The sequence below is a fragment of the Microvirga sesbaniae genome, from assembly GCF_025460805.1.
In the GTDB taxonomy this organism is placed as follows: domain Bacteria; phylum Pseudomonadota; class Alphaproteobacteria; order Rhizobiales; family Beijerinckiaceae; genus Microvirga; species Microvirga sesbaniae.
In genome coordinates this window covers 1-17305 of record NZ_JAMXFJ010000062.1, presented here as the reverse complement: position 1 = coordinate 17305, position 17305 = coordinate 1, and the positions used below count along the sequence as shown (strand labels likewise).

17 protein-coding genes and 3 pseudogenes are annotated in these 17305 nt (G+C 61.4%); 7 read left to right on the top strand and 13 right to left on the bottom strand.

What is annotated here, in order from left to right; genetic code table 11:
• From OCW50_RS31255 to OCW50_RS33600, 3 genes and pseudogenes are all read right to left on the bottom strand, one after another.
• Nucleotides 1-217 (bottom strand): annotated as a pseudogene (locus OCW50_RS31255) (aminotransferase); the annotation flags it as partial.
• A 5-nt stretch (nt 218-222) separates the two neighbouring features.
• A complete protein-coding gene (locus OCW50_RS31250; RefSeq protein ID WP_262300228.1) occupies nt 223-582 on the bottom strand; it encodes an integration host factor subunit alpha in 360 nt (119 codons plus the stop codon).
• Nucleotides 583-919: 337 nt separating this feature from the next.
• Entirely contained in the window at nt 920-1135 is a 216-nt protein-coding gene (locus tag OCW50_RS33600; RefSeq protein WP_210804857.1) for a GcrA family cell cycle regulator, read from the bottom strand.
• A 468-nt stretch (nt 1136-1603) separates the two neighbouring features.
• On the opposite strand from OCW50_RS33600, the gene OCW50_RS31245 reads away from it, so the two are divergent.
• The 6 genes from OCW50_RS31245 to OCW50_RS31220 all read left to right on the top strand — a co-directional run bounded on the left by OCW50_RS31245 (nt 1604) and on the right by OCW50_RS31220 (nt 8983).
• Nucleotides 1604-2584, top strand: a complete 981-nt coding sequence (locus OCW50_RS31245; RefSeq protein ID WP_210805701.1) for an NUDIX hydrolase — start codon at nt 1604-1606, stop codon at nt 2582-2584.
• A gap of 158 nt (nt 2585-2742) precedes the next feature.
• Nucleotides 2743-3741, top strand: a complete 999-nt coding sequence (gene nadA, locus OCW50_RS31240; RefSeq protein ID WP_210805699.1) for a quinolinate synthase NadA — start codon at nt 2743-2745, stop codon at nt 3739-3741.
• 9 nt (nt 3742-3750) lie between these two features.
• Nucleotides 3751-5349, top strand: a complete 1599-nt coding sequence (locus tag OCW50_RS31235; protein ID WP_262273571.1) for an L-aspartate oxidase — start codon at nt 3751-3753, stop codon at nt 5347-5349.
• Nucleotides 5346-6221, top strand: a complete 876-nt coding sequence (gene nadC, locus OCW50_RS31230) for a carboxylating nicotinate-nucleotide diphosphorylase (RefSeq protein ID WP_210805695.1) — start codon at nt 5346-5348, stop codon at nt 6219-6221. The genes OCW50_RS31235 and nadC overlap by 4 nt, the downstream gene beginning before the upstream one ends.
• A 564-nt stretch (nt 6222-6785) precedes the next feature.
• Nucleotides 6786-8183 carry an aminodeoxychorismate synthase component I gene (pabB, locus tag OCW50_RS31225; protein ID WP_114948551.1) on the top strand — a complete coding sequence of 466 codons (1398 nt, stop codon included), beginning with the start codon at nt 6786-6788 and terminating at the stop codon, nt 8181-8183.
• A complete protein-coding gene (locus OCW50_RS31220) occupies nt 8180-8983 on the top strand; it encodes an aminotransferase class IV (protein WP_210805693.1) in 804 nt (267 codons plus the stop codon). Before pabB ends, OCW50_RS31220 begins: the two co-directional genes overlap by 4 nt.
• Nucleotides 8984-9158: 175 nt before the next feature.
• On the opposite strand, the pseudogene OCW50_RS31215 reads toward OCW50_RS31220, so the two are convergent.
• From OCW50_RS31215 to OCW50_RS31200, 4 genes and pseudogenes are all read right to left on the bottom strand, one after another.
• Nucleotides 9159-9413, bottom strand: a pseudogene (locus tag OCW50_RS31215) (IS5/IS1182 family transposase); the annotation flags it as partial.
• Nucleotides 9411-9710, bottom strand: a pseudogene (locus OCW50_RS31210) (transposase); the annotation flags it as partial. The pseudogenes OCW50_RS31215 and OCW50_RS31210, both read right to left, overlap by 3 nt.
• Nucleotides 9711-9855: 145 nt before the next feature.
• Nucleotides 9856-10260 (bottom strand): type II toxin-antitoxin system HicB family antitoxin, encoded by a 405-nt coding sequence (locus tag OCW50_RS31205; RefSeq protein WP_114948553.1) that lies wholly within the window; start codon nt 10258-10260, stop codon nt 9856-9858.
• Nucleotides 10261-10263: 3 nt separating this feature from the next.
• A complete protein-coding gene (locus OCW50_RS31200) occupies nt 10264-10452 on the bottom strand; it encodes a type II toxin-antitoxin system HicA family toxin (RefSeq protein ID WP_114948554.1) in 189 nt (62 codons plus the stop codon).
• A 229-nt stretch (nt 10453-10681) separates the two neighbouring features.
• Here OCW50_RS31200 and OCW50_RS31195 point away from each other — a divergent pair, with 229 nt between their 5' ends.
• Complete coding sequence (locus OCW50_RS31195; protein WP_210805691.1) at nt 10682-10906, top strand: hypothetical protein; 225 nt, start codon at nt 10682-10684, stop codon at nt 10904-10906.
• Nucleotides 10907-10946: 40 nt separating this feature from the next.
• On the opposite strand, the gene OCW50_RS31190 is transcribed toward OCW50_RS31195, so the two are convergent.
• The 6 genes from OCW50_RS31190 to OCW50_RS31170 form a co-directional block, all read right to left on the bottom strand.
• Complete coding sequence (locus OCW50_RS31190) at nt 10947-11105, bottom strand: hypothetical protein (protein ID WP_162820807.1); 159 nt, start codon at nt 11103-11105, stop codon at nt 10947-10949.
• Between the two features lie 354 nt (nt 11106-11459).
• The gene (locus OCW50_RS33595) at nt 11460-11594 is read right to left on the bottom strand and encodes a DUF5334 family protein (RefSeq protein WP_371823110.1); all 135 of its coding nucleotides are present in this window, start codon (nt 11592-11594) and stop codon (nt 11460-11462) included.
• Nucleotides 11595-11644: 50 nt separating this feature from the next.
• On the bottom strand, nt 11645-12577 hold the full coding sequence (locus OCW50_RS31185; RefSeq protein WP_210805689.1) for an IS481 family transposase: 933 nt from the start codon (nt 12575-12577) through the stop codon (nt 11645-11647).
• Nucleotides 12578-13064: 487 nt separating this feature from the next.
• Nucleotides 13065-14675 carry a phosphoenolpyruvate carboxykinase gene (locus OCW50_RS31180; RefSeq protein ID WP_262300227.1) on the bottom strand — a complete coding sequence of 537 codons (1611 nt, stop codon included), beginning with the start codon at nt 14673-14675 and terminating at the stop codon, nt 13065-13067.
• Nucleotides 14676-14800: 125 nt separating this feature from the next.
• A complete protein-coding gene (locus tag OCW50_RS31175; protein WP_262266283.1) occupies nt 14801-15514 on the bottom strand; it encodes a carbonic anhydrase in 714 nt (237 codons plus the stop codon).
• 409 nt (nt 15515-15923) lie between these two features.
• The coding region (locus tag OCW50_RS31170; protein ID WP_262273573.1) for a methylmalonyl-CoA mutase family protein at nt 15924-17305 on the bottom strand (1382 nt) is incomplete at its 5' end.

Sequence of the window (17305 nt, the reverse complement as noted above, 5' to 3'; positions counted from 1 at the left end):
GGCCGCCGATGCCCTTCGACGCCGAGTAGCGGTCGGTGCGCGGCTTGCCCACGGTCTCGACGAGCTTGTCGATCACGTGCTGGGGAGCCTGAAGGTCCGGATTGCCCATCCCGAGGTCGATGATGTCGGCGCCGTTGGCCCGGGCTGCGGCCTTGATGCGGTTGACCTGCTCGAACACATAAGGAGGGAGGCGCTTAATCCGGTAAAAGTCAGGCATAGGTCTCATTCCGTTGCCACTGGAGCCGACACAAGGGGGCCTTGACGCCGCCGCCTTGAGCGGGGCTCCGGCATGGTGCCGTTGATGCGGGACTTCAGAAGCTGCGATGCGCTGAAGGTCAGCGACCGGCGGGGCTCGATGGGGACCACGGTCCCTGTCTTGGGATTGCGGCCGAGGCGCTCGGTCTTGTGGCGAACGGTGAAGACGCCAAAGCCTGACAGTTTCACGATCTCGCCCGTGACAAGAGCTTCGCTCATCGCCCCAAGAACCTGCTCGACCAGGTCCGCCGCCTCCGCTCGGGAAAGGCCACCTGTGTTGGAGACGGCCTCTGTCAGATCAGCCCGGGTGATGGTCTTGCCCGCCATAAGGACCCCTTGGCGTTAATCCTGTGCTCAAGAAAAAGGCCGCTGTTGCCAGCGACCGGAGGTGCAGAGGACATCTCCCTCTGAAGGGAACGACGCCGCAGGGTAGAGATGCGACGGTTCGAAAGCCTGTTACCAAAACGTGGCGAATATTAGTATGAAATTTCATCAAAGGCCTTATGCGTGTAACGCATGATCAAGGCTGAGTTCGCGCGAAACAAAATTGCAGCTATGAGATGATCATGGGCGTTCCAAGTACATTTATGCGGGTAAAGGTGGGTCAGTCGGCAAACAAAGGCTTCTGAAGCACTCACCTCCTGACGGGGTGAATTCCAAGATCTCAGGAACGACGTTTCCCGGCATCGGCTCCGGTCATGGGTGTCCGCACGTAGACCAGGCGCCGGTGCCAAGGACACCAGCTTGAGCCCTCCTGTGTCTCACTTCCACAGAAGATCGCCTTGGAGTGCTCGTCCGAGACAATGAAGCGGCATTGTCGCGCTTGGAGCTTGAACAATGTCGTTTGGGTGCGCGGGGACGGTTCGCTGATCTCAGGCATGGTTCCGACATCCGGTCCAGGAACCAGAGAGCAACACGATGAGGGATCAGGAGAGTTCCATGCCTGCGCGAGCTATCAACAGCTGGATCGACGACGCTTAGATTTCTGTGGCTATCGAGAAGCCTACTTACGGCAGTTGGGCGCACAAAGTGATCACTGCAAGCGCGGCCGATGCTGCCGTGGCCGTCAGCCAGAGATCGATGGCCTGCGGCCGGTGAGAGACAAGTCGCTTCATCAGGGCACAATTCAAAAGATCAGGTGAGGAGCAATGGATGGCCGGGCGGGCATACTGCCCAGCTGGGCACCCGATCGTGCCGATGGGCTTCCATGGCAGATTCGATTTTTGGGCGGTACCCAGCAAAACAGCCTTTATCTAGGTCCTTAGTCTTGCCTCTGTAATAAAGCCCTCGACAGGAGGCACAAAGACTTCCACCATTCTGACCCAGACCCTGTAGCTTTTGAGTTTCCATGCCTTCTGCCCCGACCACCCGGCGCCCTAAGACCCTCAAGCAGCGTTATCTTGCCCCGACCGTCGATCTCAGCGCCGTGATCATGGCGGCCACGCCGGACGAGCCGCGGGTCCTCGCCGTCCGGGTCGACCAGCTGGAGGGGCTGCCGTCCGGGCCGTTGCAATCGCAGCATCGCACCCTGGAAATGGGCTTGCGGACGTGGGTGGCCGAGCAGACACAGTTGACACTCGGCTACGTCGAGCAGCTCTATACCTTTGGCGACCGCGACCGGACCGAAGCCGATGTGCCCGGGACCGGGCATGCCCTATCGATTGCCTATCTCGCCCTCGTGCGGGAGGCGCGGCCGGCCGGGCTGGTCCATGCCGCCTGGCGCAATTGGTACAACTATCTTCCGTGGGAGGACTGGCGTGAGGGTCGTCCACAGGCGCTCAAGGTCATCGAACCAGCCCTGGAGGCGTGGGCCCGTTCGGGTGGGAAGGCTCTCAGAACCTTTCGTGAGGAACGGATCGAACTCACATTTGGCTTTGAATCCGGGACATGGACCGATGAACGGGTGCTGGAGCGGTATGAACTCCTGTTCGAGGCGGGTCTGGTAGCTGAGGCCTTCCGCGACGCACAGCCATCTGGCTCCGCCAAGATGCGGTTCGCACCTGGACAGTGGATGGCGCTCGACCATCGGCGGATCCTGGCCACGGCCATCGGCCGCCTGCGCGGCAAGATCAAGTACCGGCCCGTCATCTTCGAGCTCATGCCGGCCTCCTTCACCCTGCTCGACCTTCAGAAGACGGTGGAGGCATTGTCCGGTGTCCGGCTGCACAAGCAGAACTTCCGCCGCCTGATCGAGATGCAGGGGCTGGTGGAGGAAACAGGCGAGATTTCGGCCGAGACAGGTGGGCGCCCGGCCCGGCTGGTGCGCTTCCGGCGAGAGGTGCTGGTAGAGCGTCCGGCGCCCGGCGTACGCCTGCCCCGCCTAAGATGAAGCACTGTTGCCGCAGATTGTGGGTTGACGATGACTTATACTCGCGCCTAGCATAAGTCATGCGCTGGCTACAAAGCCGGTTTTCTTACGCATCAGTAATGCTCAGTATGAGTATTAATGTGACCCACTAATGCTCACAGCGAGCATAGGAGGCTGCCATGGCCAGTGCTGCTTCGTTTGCGTCCGTATCCCTGCCCCTGCCTGAGCTCTACGCGCGTGTCCGAAACCATGTCCCGGCCCTGGAATGGCCCGTGTTCGCCAGTGACATTGAGGCCATCTTGGCGCTCAAGCGTCAGCATAACGCGGTCATTCTGGCCCACAACTATCAGACACCAGAGATCTTCCATACGGTGGCCGACATCGTCGGCGACAGCCTGGCTCTGGCTCGTGAGGCGGTGAACACGGACGCTGACGTGATCGTGCTCGCTGGCGTGCATTTCATGGCGGAAACCGCCAAACTCCTGAACCCCGACAAGACGGTGCTCATCCCGGACGCCGAGGCCGGATGTTCACTCGCTGAGTCGATCACGGCCGAGGATGTGCGTCAGCTGCGGGCGCGGTATCCGGGCGTGCCCGTGGTCACCTATGTGAACACGTCTGCCGCCGTGAAGGCCGAGTCGGACATCTGCTGTACCTCAGGCAATGCCAAGAAGGTCATTGAGTCCCTCGGCGTTGATCGAGTGATCATGCTGCCGGACGAGTTCCTGGCCCAGAACACGGCCGCCCAAGTGCCCGGGATTGAGATCATCACATGGGCAGGGCACTGCGAGGTCCACGAGCGCTTCACCCCTGAGGACATCCGAGCCGTGCGCGAAAGCTACCCAGATGTCGTGGTGCTGGCCCATCCGGAGGCGCCGCCGGAGGTCATTGCCGAGGCGGACTATGCCGGATCGACCGCCGGGATGGCTGACTTCGTCGGCGAGAAGCGCCCGGCCCGGGTCGCCCTCGTGACCGAGTGCTCGATGAGCGACAACGTGGCGGCTCTGTATCCCGAGGTCGAGTTTGTGCGGCCCTGCAATCTGTGCCCGCACATGAAGCGCATCACCCTGCCCAAGATTCATCAGGCTCTTGAGCAGCGCCGGCACGAAGTCACGATCGATCCGGCAGTGGCCGAGCGAGCCCGGCTGGCGGTCGAGCGCATGCTCGCTGTTCGCTGAGGGCCGAGCATGAAAACCATCCATCCGCGCGACCGTGTGGTGGTCGTGGGCGGCGGCATCGCAGGGCTCGCAACCGCCCTGCACCTAACACCGCTGCCCGTGACCTTGATCGTCGCCTCCCCCTTGGGGCAGCAGGCCTCCACGCCTCTGGCGCAGGGTGGGATAGCCGCAGCCCTCGGAACCGATGACCACCCTGCCCTGCACGCCGCCGACACCTGTTGGGCGGGAGCCGGTCTGAGCGATCCTGATGTTGCCGCTCGGGTGGCCGCCGCCGCGCCCGCCTGTATCGAGTGGCTGATGGCTCAGGGTACCTCATTTGATCGAACCGCGTCGGGTGAGGATCTGATCCTGGGGCTGGAAGCCGCCCATTCCCGTCGGCGGATCGTTCATGCGGAGGGCGACAAAACCGGCAAAAGCGCTTTCGAGGCCCTCATCCAGGTTGTTAGGAAAACCCCATGGATCGAGGTCCGGGAGGGTCATCGGGTGACTGAACTGGCGCTCGATGCCAACGGTCAGGTGACCGGGGTGTTCTGCACCACGGGAGGCCTCGAAGGCAGGGATGAGCCCATCCTAATCCCGGGCCGGGCCGTGGTATTGGCGACAGGCGGGGTCGGAGGTCTTTACGCGCACACCACCAACCCCTTGAGTGCGATTGGCGGCGGACTGGCGCTCGCAGCCCGTGCGGGCGCGGTGCTGCGCGATCTCGAGTTCGTTCAGTTCCATCCGACAGCCATTGCGGCCGGTCTTGATCCGATGCCGCTGGCCACCGAGGCGCTGCGCGGCGAAGGGGCGGTGCTCGTCAACAGCCGCGGGGAGCGCTTCATGCAGGACATTCCCGGGGCGGAGCTGGCACCGCGCGACGTGGTCGCCCGGGCGATCTTCGCCCAGATCTGTGCCGGTGAGCGCGTGTTCCTCGACACGCGCCAGGTGCTTGGGGAGCGGATCACCTGCAGGTTCCCAGGCGTGACGGCACTGTGCCGCGCCGCTGGTCTTGATCCGGTTGCCAATCCGATCCCCGTGCGCCCCGCCGCCCATTACCACATGGGCGGGATCAAAGTGGGCCATTGGGGTCGCAGCGCGGTTGAAGGGCTCTGGGCGTGCGGCGAGGTTGCGTCAACCGGCCTCCATGGGGCGAACCGGCTGGCGAGCAACTCGCTCCTAGAGGCCCTGGCTTATGCCGAATGGATTGCTGATGACATCAAGGGGGCAACATGTGGCTCGCCCGCCAGCCAGTCGCCCTCACCTCCTCTTGCTCTGCAACCGTCCGGCTCTGGTGATCAGGCATGTCCGCGTCTCCCACAGATCCGGTCGTGGATGGACGGTCAGGTTGGCGTGCTTCGCGATGCGGCAGGGTTGAGAGGGGCGATCTGCCACCTCCGAGCACTGGTTCACGTGGCGCGTACAACGGGTGAGCGCGACGCCGCCCTGATCAGCCTGATGATCGCCATAGCCGCATACAGCCGAAGCGAGAGCCGAGGCGCCCATCAGCGGCTCGATCACCCTCACCTGCTTCCGGAACAGCATACCGAGGCCACCCTCGATCAGGCATTGCACATCACAGCCCAAACCGGCAACGAACCAGCCGCACCTGCTAGGAGAGTCGTATGAAGCCGTTCCTTGTCACACAGAACGCCCTCGCCCCGCTATCGCGCTTGCTGGTGGAGCCGATCGTGCGCGCAGCACTGCTCGAAGATCTGGGCCGGGCCGGCGACATCACGACCGATGCCGTCATTCCCGCCGACGCGAGATTGCACGGGGCTATTGTGGCGCGTGAACCCGGGGTGGTCGCCGGCATCGATGCAGCGCTTCTGGCATTCACCTTAATTGACCGTGCGGTCACGGTCACCTTGGACCGCCCCGATGGCAGCCATGTGGAACGGGGAGACGCTGTTCTGCGGGTAAATGGACCGGCCCGGAGCATTCTCTCGGCGGAACGTGTGGCGCTCAATCTGCTCTGCCGGCTCTCGGGGATCGCAACAGCGACTGCGGCTCTCGTTGACGCTGTCCGGCCTCACGGGTATTCCCGGATCGTCTGCACACGCAAGACCACCCCGGGACTGCGCTCGCTCGAGAAGCATGCCGTCCGGGCGGGTGGAGGCGCCAACCATCGCTTTGGGCTCGATGATGCCGTTCTGATCAAGGACAACCACATTGCCCTTGTCGGAGGCGTCCGGCCGGCGCTGGAGCGCGCGCGCGCAAGTGTGGGTCACCTCGTCAAGATCGAGATCGAGGTCGATACTCTCGATCAGCTGGATGAGGTGCTGGAGGTTGGAGCTGAAGCCATTCTGCTCGACAACATGAGCCCAGACACCCTGGTCGAGGCCGTTCGGCGCGTGAATGGGCGAGCCATCACGGAGGCCTCCGGCCGGGTTACGGTTGCGACGGTACCTGCCATCGCAGCCTCAGGCGTGGATCTGATCTCGACCGGCTGGATCACACATAGCGCGCCGATCCTTGATCTTGGCTTGGACTTACCCTGAGGCAGCACGTTGTGGAGTAAGGTGGACCGATCAGTGTGACCAAGGCATTGTTTGGGATCCAGCCAATCGCGGAAACACTGCCCAGGATCTTGGCTTCTGGAGGACACCTCCCATGCTTGCAATCCTCGATAACTTCGCCCAAAAAGGCGGTGGTATCTGATCGTCTGGTCGCGGCACTTCTGGAGGATTTCATCCGGCGCGGCTCCCGCAGCCATCCGTAATTTGCCTCTCGTGAATGCTGTTGATACGCCCCTGCGAGGCGCTCCATTGGTGGGGCAGCAGCGATTGTGTTTGCCAGAGGAATGGAAGGTGTACCTCACCTCCACTGGTTGGAGATTGTTTCGGATGAGCGCTTATGCATCGCAGTTAATGAGGCTCCTTACGTTCCTGCGTCAGTCTCTCAACGTCACGTGGTCCCGTTAAACGCGGTTAATACTTTGTGGGCACAGGGCGAAGTTCTCAATGAATATTTTCTGAGGTCCGGTGCCAGAAACGATCTGCCGGGAAGCTCGTGCTAATTAGCTCAAGACAATCCCTTCAAGAATGTGATGGATCCATTTAGAGATGTCGCTGTTCGTTCTCCCACTACCGTTTCGCGATCCACTTGTGACATTTCAGGCATTCGCGTTTGATCCCTATGCGGCGCTCCTCGACAGCGCTTCCACCAATGACGAACGAAGCCGTTATGCTTATATTGCCGTGGAACCATTCCGCGTCATTGCAGCGCACGATGAGGCCACGATCAATGGCGTCCCGGTCCGCGGAGATCCCTTCACGGTTCTGGAGCGCGAGCTTGCGGCTCACCGTCTCCCGGCGGGGGAGATCCCAGTCCCCTTTGGCACCGGCGCTGTCGGATTTTTCGGCTATGGCCTGGGCCGCCATTTGGAAGCGTTACCCGAACCGGCGGTCGATCATCTTAACCTTCCGGAAATGGTGTTAGGTCTTTACGACGTGATTGTCGCGTTCGACCTCAGAACCCGTCAGTCATGGGTTGTGAGTAGCGGGGTTCCTGAGAAATCTGAGGCCGCGAGGCGCCAGCGTGCTGAGGAGCGGGGAAAAGCCGTCGCAGCCCGGATGGAGGCCAGTTCTCAAGAGATTCCCTCTCTCGACTGGTCGCCTCTCGCGACATGGCAGTATGAGCAAGCGCGCGACACGGTTGAGGCTTCGATCAGCAAAGTAATCGACTACATTCGCGCCGGCGACATTTTCCAAGCCAATCTGACCCAGCGCTATCGTGCCTCACGGCCAAAGGGTCTCAATGACTTTATGCTCTACCGAAGGCTGCGTGCCCTTAGTCCGTCACCGTTCGCGGCCTTTCTCCGCTGTGGTCCAGGATTGAGTGTAGCGAGTGCCTCGCCGGAGCGCTTTCTCCAATTGGACCCAGACGGACACGTGGAGACCCGTCCGATTAAGGGCACCCGGAGGCGCGATCCCAATCCGACCCGTGATGCCGCGCTTGCCCTTGAGCTCACTCACAGTGCAAAGGATCGCGCCGAAAACACAATGATCGTTGATCTGATGCGGAATGATCTTGGCCGGGTCTGTACCTTGGGCAGCATTCATGTCCCGCAGCTCTGCGGTCTCGAGACTTTCGCTTCGGTCCATCATCTCGTCTCCGCTGTGCAAGGGAAGCTCAGACCTGAATTCGGGCTGGTCGATCTCCTGCGGGCGAGCTTTCCAGGAGGGTCGATCACCGGAGCTCCAAAGATCCGCGCTATGGAGATCATTGCCGAACTGGAGTCGGCCCCTCGAGGCGTCTATTGCGGGAGCATTGCGTGGATTGGGTTCGACGGTGCAATGGACAGCAATATCGCCATCCGGACCCTCACCTGCGCAGGGGACACCATCCTGGCACAGGCCGGTGGTGGGATTACCGCCGATTCGTGTCCGGAGTTAGAGTTCAAGGAAGCCATGGTCAAACTCCGGCCGCTCCTCCAGGCTGTCGCGGGCAGGGCAGCATGAAGGTCTGGCTCAATGGCACCCTGTGCTCCGTCGAAACGGCACGAATTGTACCGACGGACCGCGGACTGATGCTCGGTGACGGATTGTTTGAGACCATCCTGGTTCAGGCCGGCCAACCGCGCAGGCTTGTTGCGCATCTCGCGCGGCTTCATGCTGGCGCCCGGGTGATCGGGCTCGCCCTGCCACCGATTAATTTTACCGCTGCTTTCCAAGCCTTACTCGACGCAAATAGCTTGTCAGATGGGTCTCTGCGCCTCACCATCACGCGCGGGAGTGGCCCGCGGGGCATCCTTCCACCTGCTGATCCACAGCCGACGATCCTGATCACTGCGTATCCCCTTGCCCCACATCTGGCGTCTGCGCGTTGCGTTCTGGCAAGGTGCACCCGCCGCAACGAGTATTCTCCTCTCGCAGGTGTTAAGAGCCTCAACTGTCTCGATAATGTCCTCGCGCGGCGTGAGGCCGCCGCGCGAGGAGCAGATGATGCGATTCTTTGTAACACGGCAGGATTGCTCGCTGAGGCAACGGCGGCTAACCTGTTTCTCGTTCGGGGTAGACAGATCATGACCCCTCCGCTCGGCGATGGAGCGCTTCCGGGTGTCATGCGTGCGGCCATGTTGGACTTAGGCGCAGTTGAGATGCGGCTCTCAGCCGAGGACATTCTGGACGCCGACGAGGCGTTCCTGACAAGCAGCCTTGGCATGCGAGGGGTTTGTCAGATCGAACAGCGTCGGCTCAGAGAACAGCCTTCTCCAATGGTGAACGAAATGGTGCAAGCTGCGATGGCCTCAACGGTATGATCGCGTCACCTTGGTGTTGATACAGAAAGCCCTTACCGCCTATCAAGAGGCAATGATGAGACGAGATCGTCAAGTTCATGCTCGGTTCAAAGGGTCATGGGTAAGCTGTCGGATACGATCGTGCAGCGCACATCATGCGGATCGGATGCAGCGTGGGTTCAATCATGCCTGACATCTAGGCAGCGGGCTCATAACTGCGGATCCAGATGCGAGCTGAGATCAGCTTGATAGCGGCTAGTAAGTTGTCCGGGTTCTTGTCGTACCGCGTGGCAATGCCGCGGAATTGTTTGAGCTTGTTGAAGAAGCGCTCCACCAGATTTCTGTAGCGGTACAGGAACGCACTGAAGACAAACGAACCCTTGCGGTTGCTCTTGGGCGGGATGTTGGCCCAGACGTCTTGCTCCTGCGCCTGCTCGCGAATGGCGTTGCCTTTCTTGATGAAGCCGGTCTCGTCGAGCACCAGCACGGCGTCAGGATCACCGAAATGCTCGACCACATAGGCGCAGGTCTTCGAGCACGGCGTCGGCATCCCAGTGCATGCGGGCGGGGAAATCCTGCACGCCATCGGGGTTGGGATCGCCGGCGGCTTCGGCCAGGTGCCAACCGTTCATGCGCTCCAGCGGCGCGAGCAGACCCTGCAAGTAGGCCCGGGCCCGCCGTCGTGGCTCAATGCGGGGCACAGATCGTCCAACCGATCGGCCCAGCGATGGGCCTCGCTTGCGTGCATCATGGCGCGACACCTCCGTGTCTAAGACAACGCACAATGCCCAGCTGCAGTACTAAAGCGCGCCGCAGATATGCCCAAAACATCAAGGGCAAAATGAACCCGCTGGCTCGCGCCAGCGGGTTCATTTTGCCGGATAGTCGGAATACTAGGCTGCTTCCATTTCCATCATCCGCTTGGCCGCCTGTGTAAGTAAGCCAGAGCGGTTATAGCCGTGGCTTTCTGCATAGCGGTCAACTTGTTCCAAGACATCTTCGGGCATGGTGATGTTCACACGAACCGTCTTGGCTGAGTTTTGCGGAGCTGCAACTAGAATGGCAACGCCCTCCCGGTTTTCGGGGTCGCACATAATAGCCTCTAGGGAGGATGGCTCTGGAATAGCCTCACCATCTTCCGCCAATCCTTCAAGGTGCAGTGCCAATGCCTCTTCGGCAAAGGATCGCGCCTCATCAAGGGTTGTTCCAGCGGTAACGCAACCCGACAAATCAGGAAATGACACGCCGTAGTCGCTACCTTCTTCCTTATGGATCAGAGCGATGTAGTGACGACGCATAGTTCACCTCAATTTTAGCCCCGCTTGCCTTTCTATGCTCCGGAGCGTTCCTACTGGGATGTCACGTTTCGGATGTGGGACTGTCACACGACCAGGCTTTGTAGGGTGCTTGAATTGTACGTGGCTGCCCTTTTGGGCCACTCTTTGCCAGCCATCCGCCTCAAGCGCCGCTATAATATCCCGGCTGTCCATGGTGTGTATAAATACACACCTGTTCGCTACATGTCAACAGACATAGCCGTTAGAAGGTTCCTTGGAGGAGGATCCTAATCCCAGCGACGGGCCTGACTTGCCGCGAGAGCCGCCCGAACTGCCAGGAGACAACATTCCGACGGCCCGGCCATCGTAGCCGGCGACGGTGGGCCATCACCATCCCGTCACACTTGCTTGGCATCATCCCATCCGCGATAGGGAGATCCTCATGAGCACGCCTCGGTTCACGGAGGAGGAAATCACGGCCCGCGCTTGCGAGCTCGCCAACGAGCAAGGGCTTGCCTGGGAAGCTATCATCGCAGAGGAACAGGTCGGCAGGGATACGGCCGAGCTCCGCTACTGGCGAGATCTGACCCTAAAGGAGCTTGAGGCAGAGCAACCGATAGTCCTGGTGGTCGAGGACAGCACGCTCAAGACGGTGGGGCTCGATTAAGGCTTAACCGCTCCTTGATATGCCCCCACGCTGAGCGTCCCTATTCGCTGTTCTCGACGGCCTCGATAGCGGCGGTTCCAACTGCTTCCAGGATTTGGTTCTGCGTCTCCGGATCGACACTGGCCCACCACTCACGGAAGCCTTGCCGCGTCTCCAACTCCGCAAGGACAGCGTCGGCAACCTTTCGAGTCTTATCCATCGTGTGCCTCCATGTAGGCTCGTTCAGGCTTGGCCAGCATCCAAGCATAGCCGCATTTCCACCAGCCTCAGCGACAGGCGGGGAATGGTGGATCGGGCTGTACGGATTTAGCCTACCTCTGAGCCACAGTTAGGTTCTGAGACCACAAAGGCCGAAGAAGCGGCTCCGCCGATAATGGCGGACGACGCCAGAACTTTTCCAATCCAGCTATAGAGCGCAACGCGATCCTTGTGAGTCATAAAGCCCTCCAGTCGGCACACGTCCCAGACAACGTAGATGGGCGGAGCTGAGTTGCCTCAATCGAGGGCCTGGGAAGACCGGGATAGCCTCCCACGCCGAGCTTAAGCTACAGGGTTAGTCTTCCATCTCGAACGTTTGGTACTCTCCAGTCTGGTAGTCATAAACTTCCAGTTTAACGGTGCTGCCATGCCGTTGGATGCTCTCGACAGAATAGGTCCCGTACCCTCTCTCCGAGTGGTAGACTTCGATATGATTCCCCGACGGACAAGGTTCCCGGTTTCGATTTCTGTGAGTTCTGATCAGGTTGTTCCGGCGAGGGTCTGAGCTGGTGTTCGTCGGGCAAGACTACCATGCGGGCGCTGCTGATTGTACCAGGTCAGCCACCGCGGCAGGTCAGCGGCCCGAGTGTCCGATGAACTGAATGGGATCGTATGGGCCCATTTGCGCAGGAGCGTCTGGATAAAGCGCTCGGCCTTGCCATTCGTCTTGGGCGTGTAAGGACGGGTGCGGATGTGCCGGATCCCGAGCATCCTCAGGACTTTGCGGAACAGCCGCGCGACGTACCCTGACCCGTTATCCGTCATCACCCGCTCAACCTGGATCCCGCGCGCTCTGAACCAGCGCAGAGCTCTGACCAGGAAGGTCGTAGTCGAGCGGCGGGTCTCATCCTGCAACCCCTCGACATAGGCCAGCCGAGTGGCGTCATCGATGGCTACATGAAAGCAGTCGTACCCTGCGCCAGTGCTGGGGTTGCGCCGGTCACCCGTGATGCGATGCCCCACACGCTCGAAGCGGGCCAGCTTCTTGATGTCCAGGTGGATCAGTTCGCCAGGATGCTGGCGCTGATAGCGTCGGGGTGGCTCCTTGGGCTGGAGCGCTGCCAAGCGGCCCAGCCCACGTCGGGTGAGCCAGGCTGCGACAGTGGAGCGGGCCAGCTTCAGCTTGCCGGCGATCTCCTCGGCGGTGAGCCGGTACTCCCGCCGGAGCATCTCAATCACGCTGATCCAGTACTCACCGGTTCGATTGGCAACGGTTCTCGGGCAGGACGAGCGGTTGTCCAACCCGCCTGGTCCTTCCGCCCGATAGCGGGCCAGCCACTTGCGGGCGGTGCGCTCGCTGACGCCAAAGACTTGGGCCACTTCGCGAAGAGGCCGGCCCTCCTCAAGGATGCGGCGGATCATTTCCGCTCGACCCAGCCGGGTCGCACGGGCATTCTGGTGCAGGTTGTTCATTCCTCAGGTCCATCGGCAATCGTGTCGCAACGACCACCTTCAGGCCCTCAGACGGGATGAACAACCTCCTCAGATCTCACAGCTAGGCATGTATGGCGCTTCACTCCAGTCTCGGTCCTCCCAAAGGGCGGGTCATCGATAAGTCTGACACGAGGACCAAGCTGGCGAAGAACTTGAAGCGATCCAAGCCCTTTTGCTTGATGGAAATCCGTTGCTCGGACCCTATTCAGACGCCGTATGGATTGGACTGTCTTTTTCAGAGAGGAGCGGGACAGTTGGAATAGAGCGTTAGAGCCGCAGACGTTGACGATTGAGCTGCAGGCCCCGCCTTCAAACACTATGCGCATGTACATCGACTGACTGTGATGACACAGCCAACTTACTGAGACGGCTTGGGTGAAGTTGAAACACCGGCAGTCATGGACAGGGTCAAAGAGTCGAGCCAAGCTCCGGCACAGTTCAAAATCACCCAAACCACCTCTATAATTCAGGCCGCGATCGACGTCTGCGGCGCGGCCGAGCGGACGTCGGAATCCACATGGCCCTCGAAGCGCTTGAAGTTCTCGTTGAACATGTCGATCAGGCGCTTGGCGGTCTCGGCGAACTCCGCCTTGTTCTGCCAGGTCTTCACCGGATAGAGGATGTGCGGCTCGACACCGGGCACCGAGGTCGGAACCGCGAAGCCGAAATAGGGATCGCGGCGGAAATCGGCCCGGGAGAGCGAACCGTCGAGGGCTGCGGTGAGCAGGCGGCGGGTGACGCGGATCGGCATGCGCCGGCCGACGCCGTACTTGCCGCCCGTCCAACCCGTGTTGACGAGCCAGCAATCCACCGAGTGCTTGGCGATGAGATCGCGCAGCAGGTTGCCGTATTCAGACGGATGACGCGGCATGAAGGGCGCGCCGAAGCAGGTCGAGAAGGTCGCCTCCGGATCCTTCACGCCCTTCTCCGTGCCCGCCACCTTGGCGGTGTAGCCGGAGAGGAAATGGTACATGGCCTCGGCCGGCGTCAGCTTGGCGATGGGAGGCAGCACGCCGAAAGCGTCGCAGGTGAGCATCACGATGTTCTTCGGGATGCCCGCGCGGCCTGTGGCGCTCGCATTGGGAATGAAGTCCAGGGGATAGGCGCAGCGCGTGTTTTCCGTCTTCGACGCGTCGTCGAAATCGGGAATGCGGGTGATCGGGTCGATCGTCACGTTCTCCAGCACCGTGCCGAAACGCTCGGTGGTGGCGAAGATCTCGGGCTCCGCCTCGCGGGACAGACGGATGGTCTTGGCGTAGCAGCCGCCCTCAAAGTTGAACACGCCGTTCGGGCCCCAGCCATGCTCGTCGTCGCCGAGCAGGATGCGGTTCGGATCGGCCGAAAGCGTTGTCTTGCCGGTGCCCGAGAGGCCGAAGAACACGGCCACGTCGCCCCGGTCGCCCACATTGGCCGAGCAATGCATGGGCATGACCTTCTGGGCGGGCAGCACGTAGTTGAGATAGGTGAAGACCGACTTCTTCATCTCGCCCGCATAGGACGTGCCGCCGATGAGCACGATCCTGCGCTTGAAGTCGCAGGCGATGACCGTCTCCGTGCGGCAGCCGTGACGGGCCGGGTCCGCCTTGAAGGACGGCAGGTCGATGATCGTCAGCCCGGGCACGTAATCGGCGAGCTCGCCGCGATCCGGACGGATCAGCAGGTTGCGGATGAAGAGCGAGTGCCAGGCATATTCCGTGAACACGCGGGCCTCGACCCGATAGGCCGGATCGGCGCCGCCGTAGAGATCCTGGGCGAACAGCTCCTTGCCTTCCGCATGGGACAGGAAGTCGGCCAGCAGGGTGTCGAAATGGCCGGGCGTGATGGCGCCGTTGTTGTCCCACCAGACGGTGCTTTCCGTGGTCTCGTCGCGCACCACGAACTTGTCCTTGGGCGAGCGGCCCGTATGCACGCCGGTGTCGGCCAGGAGCGCCCCGCCCTGCACGAGCCGGGTCTCGCCCCGGGTCAGGGACTGCTCGTAGAGAGCAGGCGCCTCGAGGTTCCAGTAGACCCGTTTGAGATTGCGGAGGCCGGAGGCCTCAGCGCCCTGTGCGCTGTTGAACACGCCGATATTTTCCACGGAAGACTTCTCCTTGTAGATGATAGCCGAGAAGTGAGTTCGGCTTCCAATTTGTAGATGCCCGTATGTACAGGTTGGCCTAAGGGCTTATCGCCAATGTGGCCTCATCGTCGACTACGTTGAGTCTAAAGCCAAGACATTCTTGCCGAAGCCGGTGCCATCGCAGTTCCGTCCGTTGCGGAGAACATCGAGACCCGGTGGGGCATGTCCTCGACCATAGACCGATACTCACCAGTCTCCGGGTCACGCACCATCAGGACACCGGACGCCACGCCAAAGTAAGCGCCGTGGAGTTCCAGCTTACCGCGCTCCACGAGGGTGCGAATGCAGGGGAAGGTCATTAGGTTGTTGAGGCTGTTCTCAATGGCCGCCAGTTCGAGACGGGTGAGATAGTCGGCGAAATTTATGTTCCCGCGCGGGCCGATCCGCTCGCCCGCGGGCTTGATCAGGTTCATCCAGCGGCCGATGAAGTCACCCGGCGACAGGGGGGCGGTCTCGTCCGCGAAGGCCCGGATGCCGCCGCAGCGGGCATGGCCCAGCACCACGATGTGCTTCACGCGCAGGGCCTGCACGGCGAATTCGAGCGCCGCCGAGGTGCTGTGGTAATCGCCCCCGGTCTCGAAGGGCGGCACCAGGTTCGCCACATTGCGCACCACGAACAATTCGCCCGGGCTCGCGTCGAAGATGACCTCCGGGGAGACGCGGCTGTCGCAGCAGCCGATCACCATCACTTCGGGCGCCTGGCCCTTCTCGGCCAGGGTCTCGAAGCGGTTCTTCTCGCGCGGGAAGCGTTCATTGAGGAATGCGCGGTAGCCTTCGGTCAGACGTTGCGGAAACATGGATCATCCTTCATTCAAGAATTCTTTGTGCAGAGAGTTTCGCGAGCCCGACCTCGACCTTATAGATTACGTCAACGATAACGACTTGGGATCCTACAGGTGCGCTTGGCATCTTCAAAAGTCAAAAAATTTCGCAATTTTTTGCCCATCGAAAACTCGTTCATTGCAAAATTTCCTCACGCTATATTAGACTTGCATCGAAATCCTTTGGATGGGGAGAGGATAGGTGAGCCGCAGGCTCCGATATTGGGCTTCCGCGCTCTGCTGGCCTCAATGTCGGGTACGACAATCGCGATATGGTTCTCGCGCCCAATCACGATTTCTCCAATCTCGTACCTGTAAGCTTGGTCCGGTAATTCGCAGATAGAGCAAAGATCTGCCGGTGTGCCTTTTCCCTAAGCCATACACATCACTGTGGCATGGGTTCCTCCTTGAACTCTAAACGGGCACTCAGCTCACGGATCAAGTTCACGGCCGCGTCGGCGATGACGGTGCCGGGCGGGAAGATCGCCGAGGCTCCGGCCTGATGAAGGGCGTCGAAGTCCTGCGGCGGGATCACGCCGCCCACCACGATCATGATGTCGTCGCGGCCGTACCTGGCGAGTTCCCCCTTCAGCTCCGGCACCAGGGTCAGGTGACCGGCCGCCAACGACGACACGCCGATGATGTGCACGTCGTTTTCGATCGCCTGGCGGGCCGCCTCCGCGGGCGTCGCGAAGAGCGGGCCGATATCCACGTCGAAGCCGAGATCGGCGAACGCGGAGGCGATCACCTTCTGGCCGCGGTCGTGTCCGTCCTGGCCCATCTTGGCCACCAGAATGCGCGGGCGCCGGCCATCGTCGTGCTCGAACTGCTCGACCAGGGCGCGAACCTTCTCCACGGCTGGCGACGCCATGCCGACCTCCCGCTTGTAAACGCCCGAGATCGCCTTGATCTCGGCGCGGTGACGGCCCCAGACCTTCTCCAGCGCGTCGGAGATCTCGCCCACTGTCGCCTTGACGCGGGCGGCCTTCACGGCGAGATCGAGCAGGTTGCCTTCGCCGGACGCGGCCACGTTCGAGAGATCAGAAAGCGCCGCTTCCACATCGGCCTGGTTGCGCTCGGCCTTCAGGCGCTGGAGCTTCTCGATCTGGCTTGCGCGGACGGCGGCGTTGTTGACCTTGAGGATGTCGATGGACGCCTCGTCATCGGTGCGGAAGGCGTTCACGCCGATGATCTTCTGGTGTCCGGAATCGATGCGCGCCTGGGTGCGGGCCGCCGCCTCCTCGATCTTCAGCTTCGGAATTCCCGCCTCGATGGCCTTCGCCATGCCGCCCAGGGCTTCGACCTCCTGGATGTGGCTCCAGGCCTTCTGCGCCAGCTCGTAGGTGAGCCGCTCCACATAGTACGAGCCGCCCCACGGGTCGATGATGCGCGTGGTGCCGCTCTCCTGCTGCAGGAAGAGCTGCGTGTTGCGGGCGATACGGGCCGAAAAGTCGGTCGGGAGCGCGAGCGCCTCGTCCAGCGCGTTGGTATGCAACGACTGCGTATGGCCTTGGGTCGCCGCCATGGCCTCGATGCAGGTGCGGGTGACGTTGTTGAACACGTCCTGCGCCGTCAGCGACCAACCCGAGGTCTGCGAGTGCGTGCGCAGGGGCAGGGACTTTTCGCTTTGCGGGTTGAAGCCCTTCACGAGCTTCGCCCAAAGCAGGCGCGCGGCGCGCATCTTGGCCACTTCCATGAAGAAGTTCATGCCCACCGCCCAGAAGAAGGACAGGCGCGGGGCGAACTGGTCGATGGTGAGCCCGGCCG

What these genes read in the sequence shown, in the direction of transcription:
- OCW50_RS31250 (WP_262300228.1), bottom strand. Translation starts at nt 582, where the DNA reads ATGGCGGGCAAGACCATCACCCGGGCTGATCTGACAGAGGCCGTCTCC.
- OCW50_RS33600 (WP_210804857.1), bottom strand. Translation starts at nt 1,135, where the DNA reads ATGCCTGAGATCAGCGAACCGTCCCCGCGCACCCAAACGACATTGTTC.
- OCW50_RS31245 (WP_210805701.1), top strand. Translation starts at nt 1,604, where the DNA reads ATGCCTTCTGCCCCGACCACCCGGCGCCCTAAGACCCTCAAGCAGCGT.
- nadA (WP_210805699.1), top strand. Translation starts at nt 2,743, where the DNA reads ATGGCCAGTGCTGCTTCGTTTGCGTCCGTATCCCTGCCCCTGCCTGAG.
- OCW50_RS31235 (WP_262273571.1), top strand. Translation starts at nt 3,751, where the DNA reads ATGAAAACCATCCATCCGCGCGACCGTGTGGTGGTCGTGGGCGGCGGC.
- nadC (WP_210805695.1), top strand. Translation starts at nt 5,346, where the DNA reads ATGAAGCCGTTCCTTGTCACACAGAACGCCCTCGCCCCGCTATCGCGC.
- pabB (WP_114948551.1), top strand. Translation starts at nt 6,786, where the DNA reads ATGTCGCTGTTCGTTCTCCCACTACCGTTTCGCGATCCACTTGTGACA.
- OCW50_RS31220 (WP_210805693.1), top strand. Translation starts at nt 8,180, where the DNA reads ATGAAGGTCTGGCTCAATGGCACCCTGTGCTCCGTCGAAACGGCACGA.
- OCW50_RS31205 (WP_114948553.1), bottom strand. Translation starts at nt 10,260, where the DNA reads ATGCGTCGTCACTACATCGCTCTGATCCATAAGGAAGAAGGTAGCGAC.
- OCW50_RS31200 (WP_114948554.1), bottom strand. Translation starts at nt 10,452, where the DNA reads ATGGACAGCCGGGATATTATAGCGGCGCTTGAGGCGGATGGCTGGCAA.
- OCW50_RS31195 (WP_210805691.1), top strand. Translation starts at nt 10,682, where the DNA reads ATGAGCACGCCTCGGTTCACGGAGGAGGAAATCACGGCCCGCGCTTGC.
- OCW50_RS31190 (WP_162820807.1), bottom strand. Translation starts at nt 11,105, where the DNA reads ATGGATAAGACTCGAAAGGTTGCCGACGCTGTCCTTGCGGAGTTGGAG.
- OCW50_RS31185 (WP_210805689.1), bottom strand. Translation starts at nt 12,577, where the DNA reads ATGAACAACCTGCACCAGAATGCCCGTGCGACCCGGCTGGGTCGAGCG.
- OCW50_RS31175 (WP_262266283.1), bottom strand. Translation starts at nt 15,514, where the DNA reads ATGTTTCCGCAACGTCTGACCGAAGGCTACCGCGCATTCCTCAATGAA.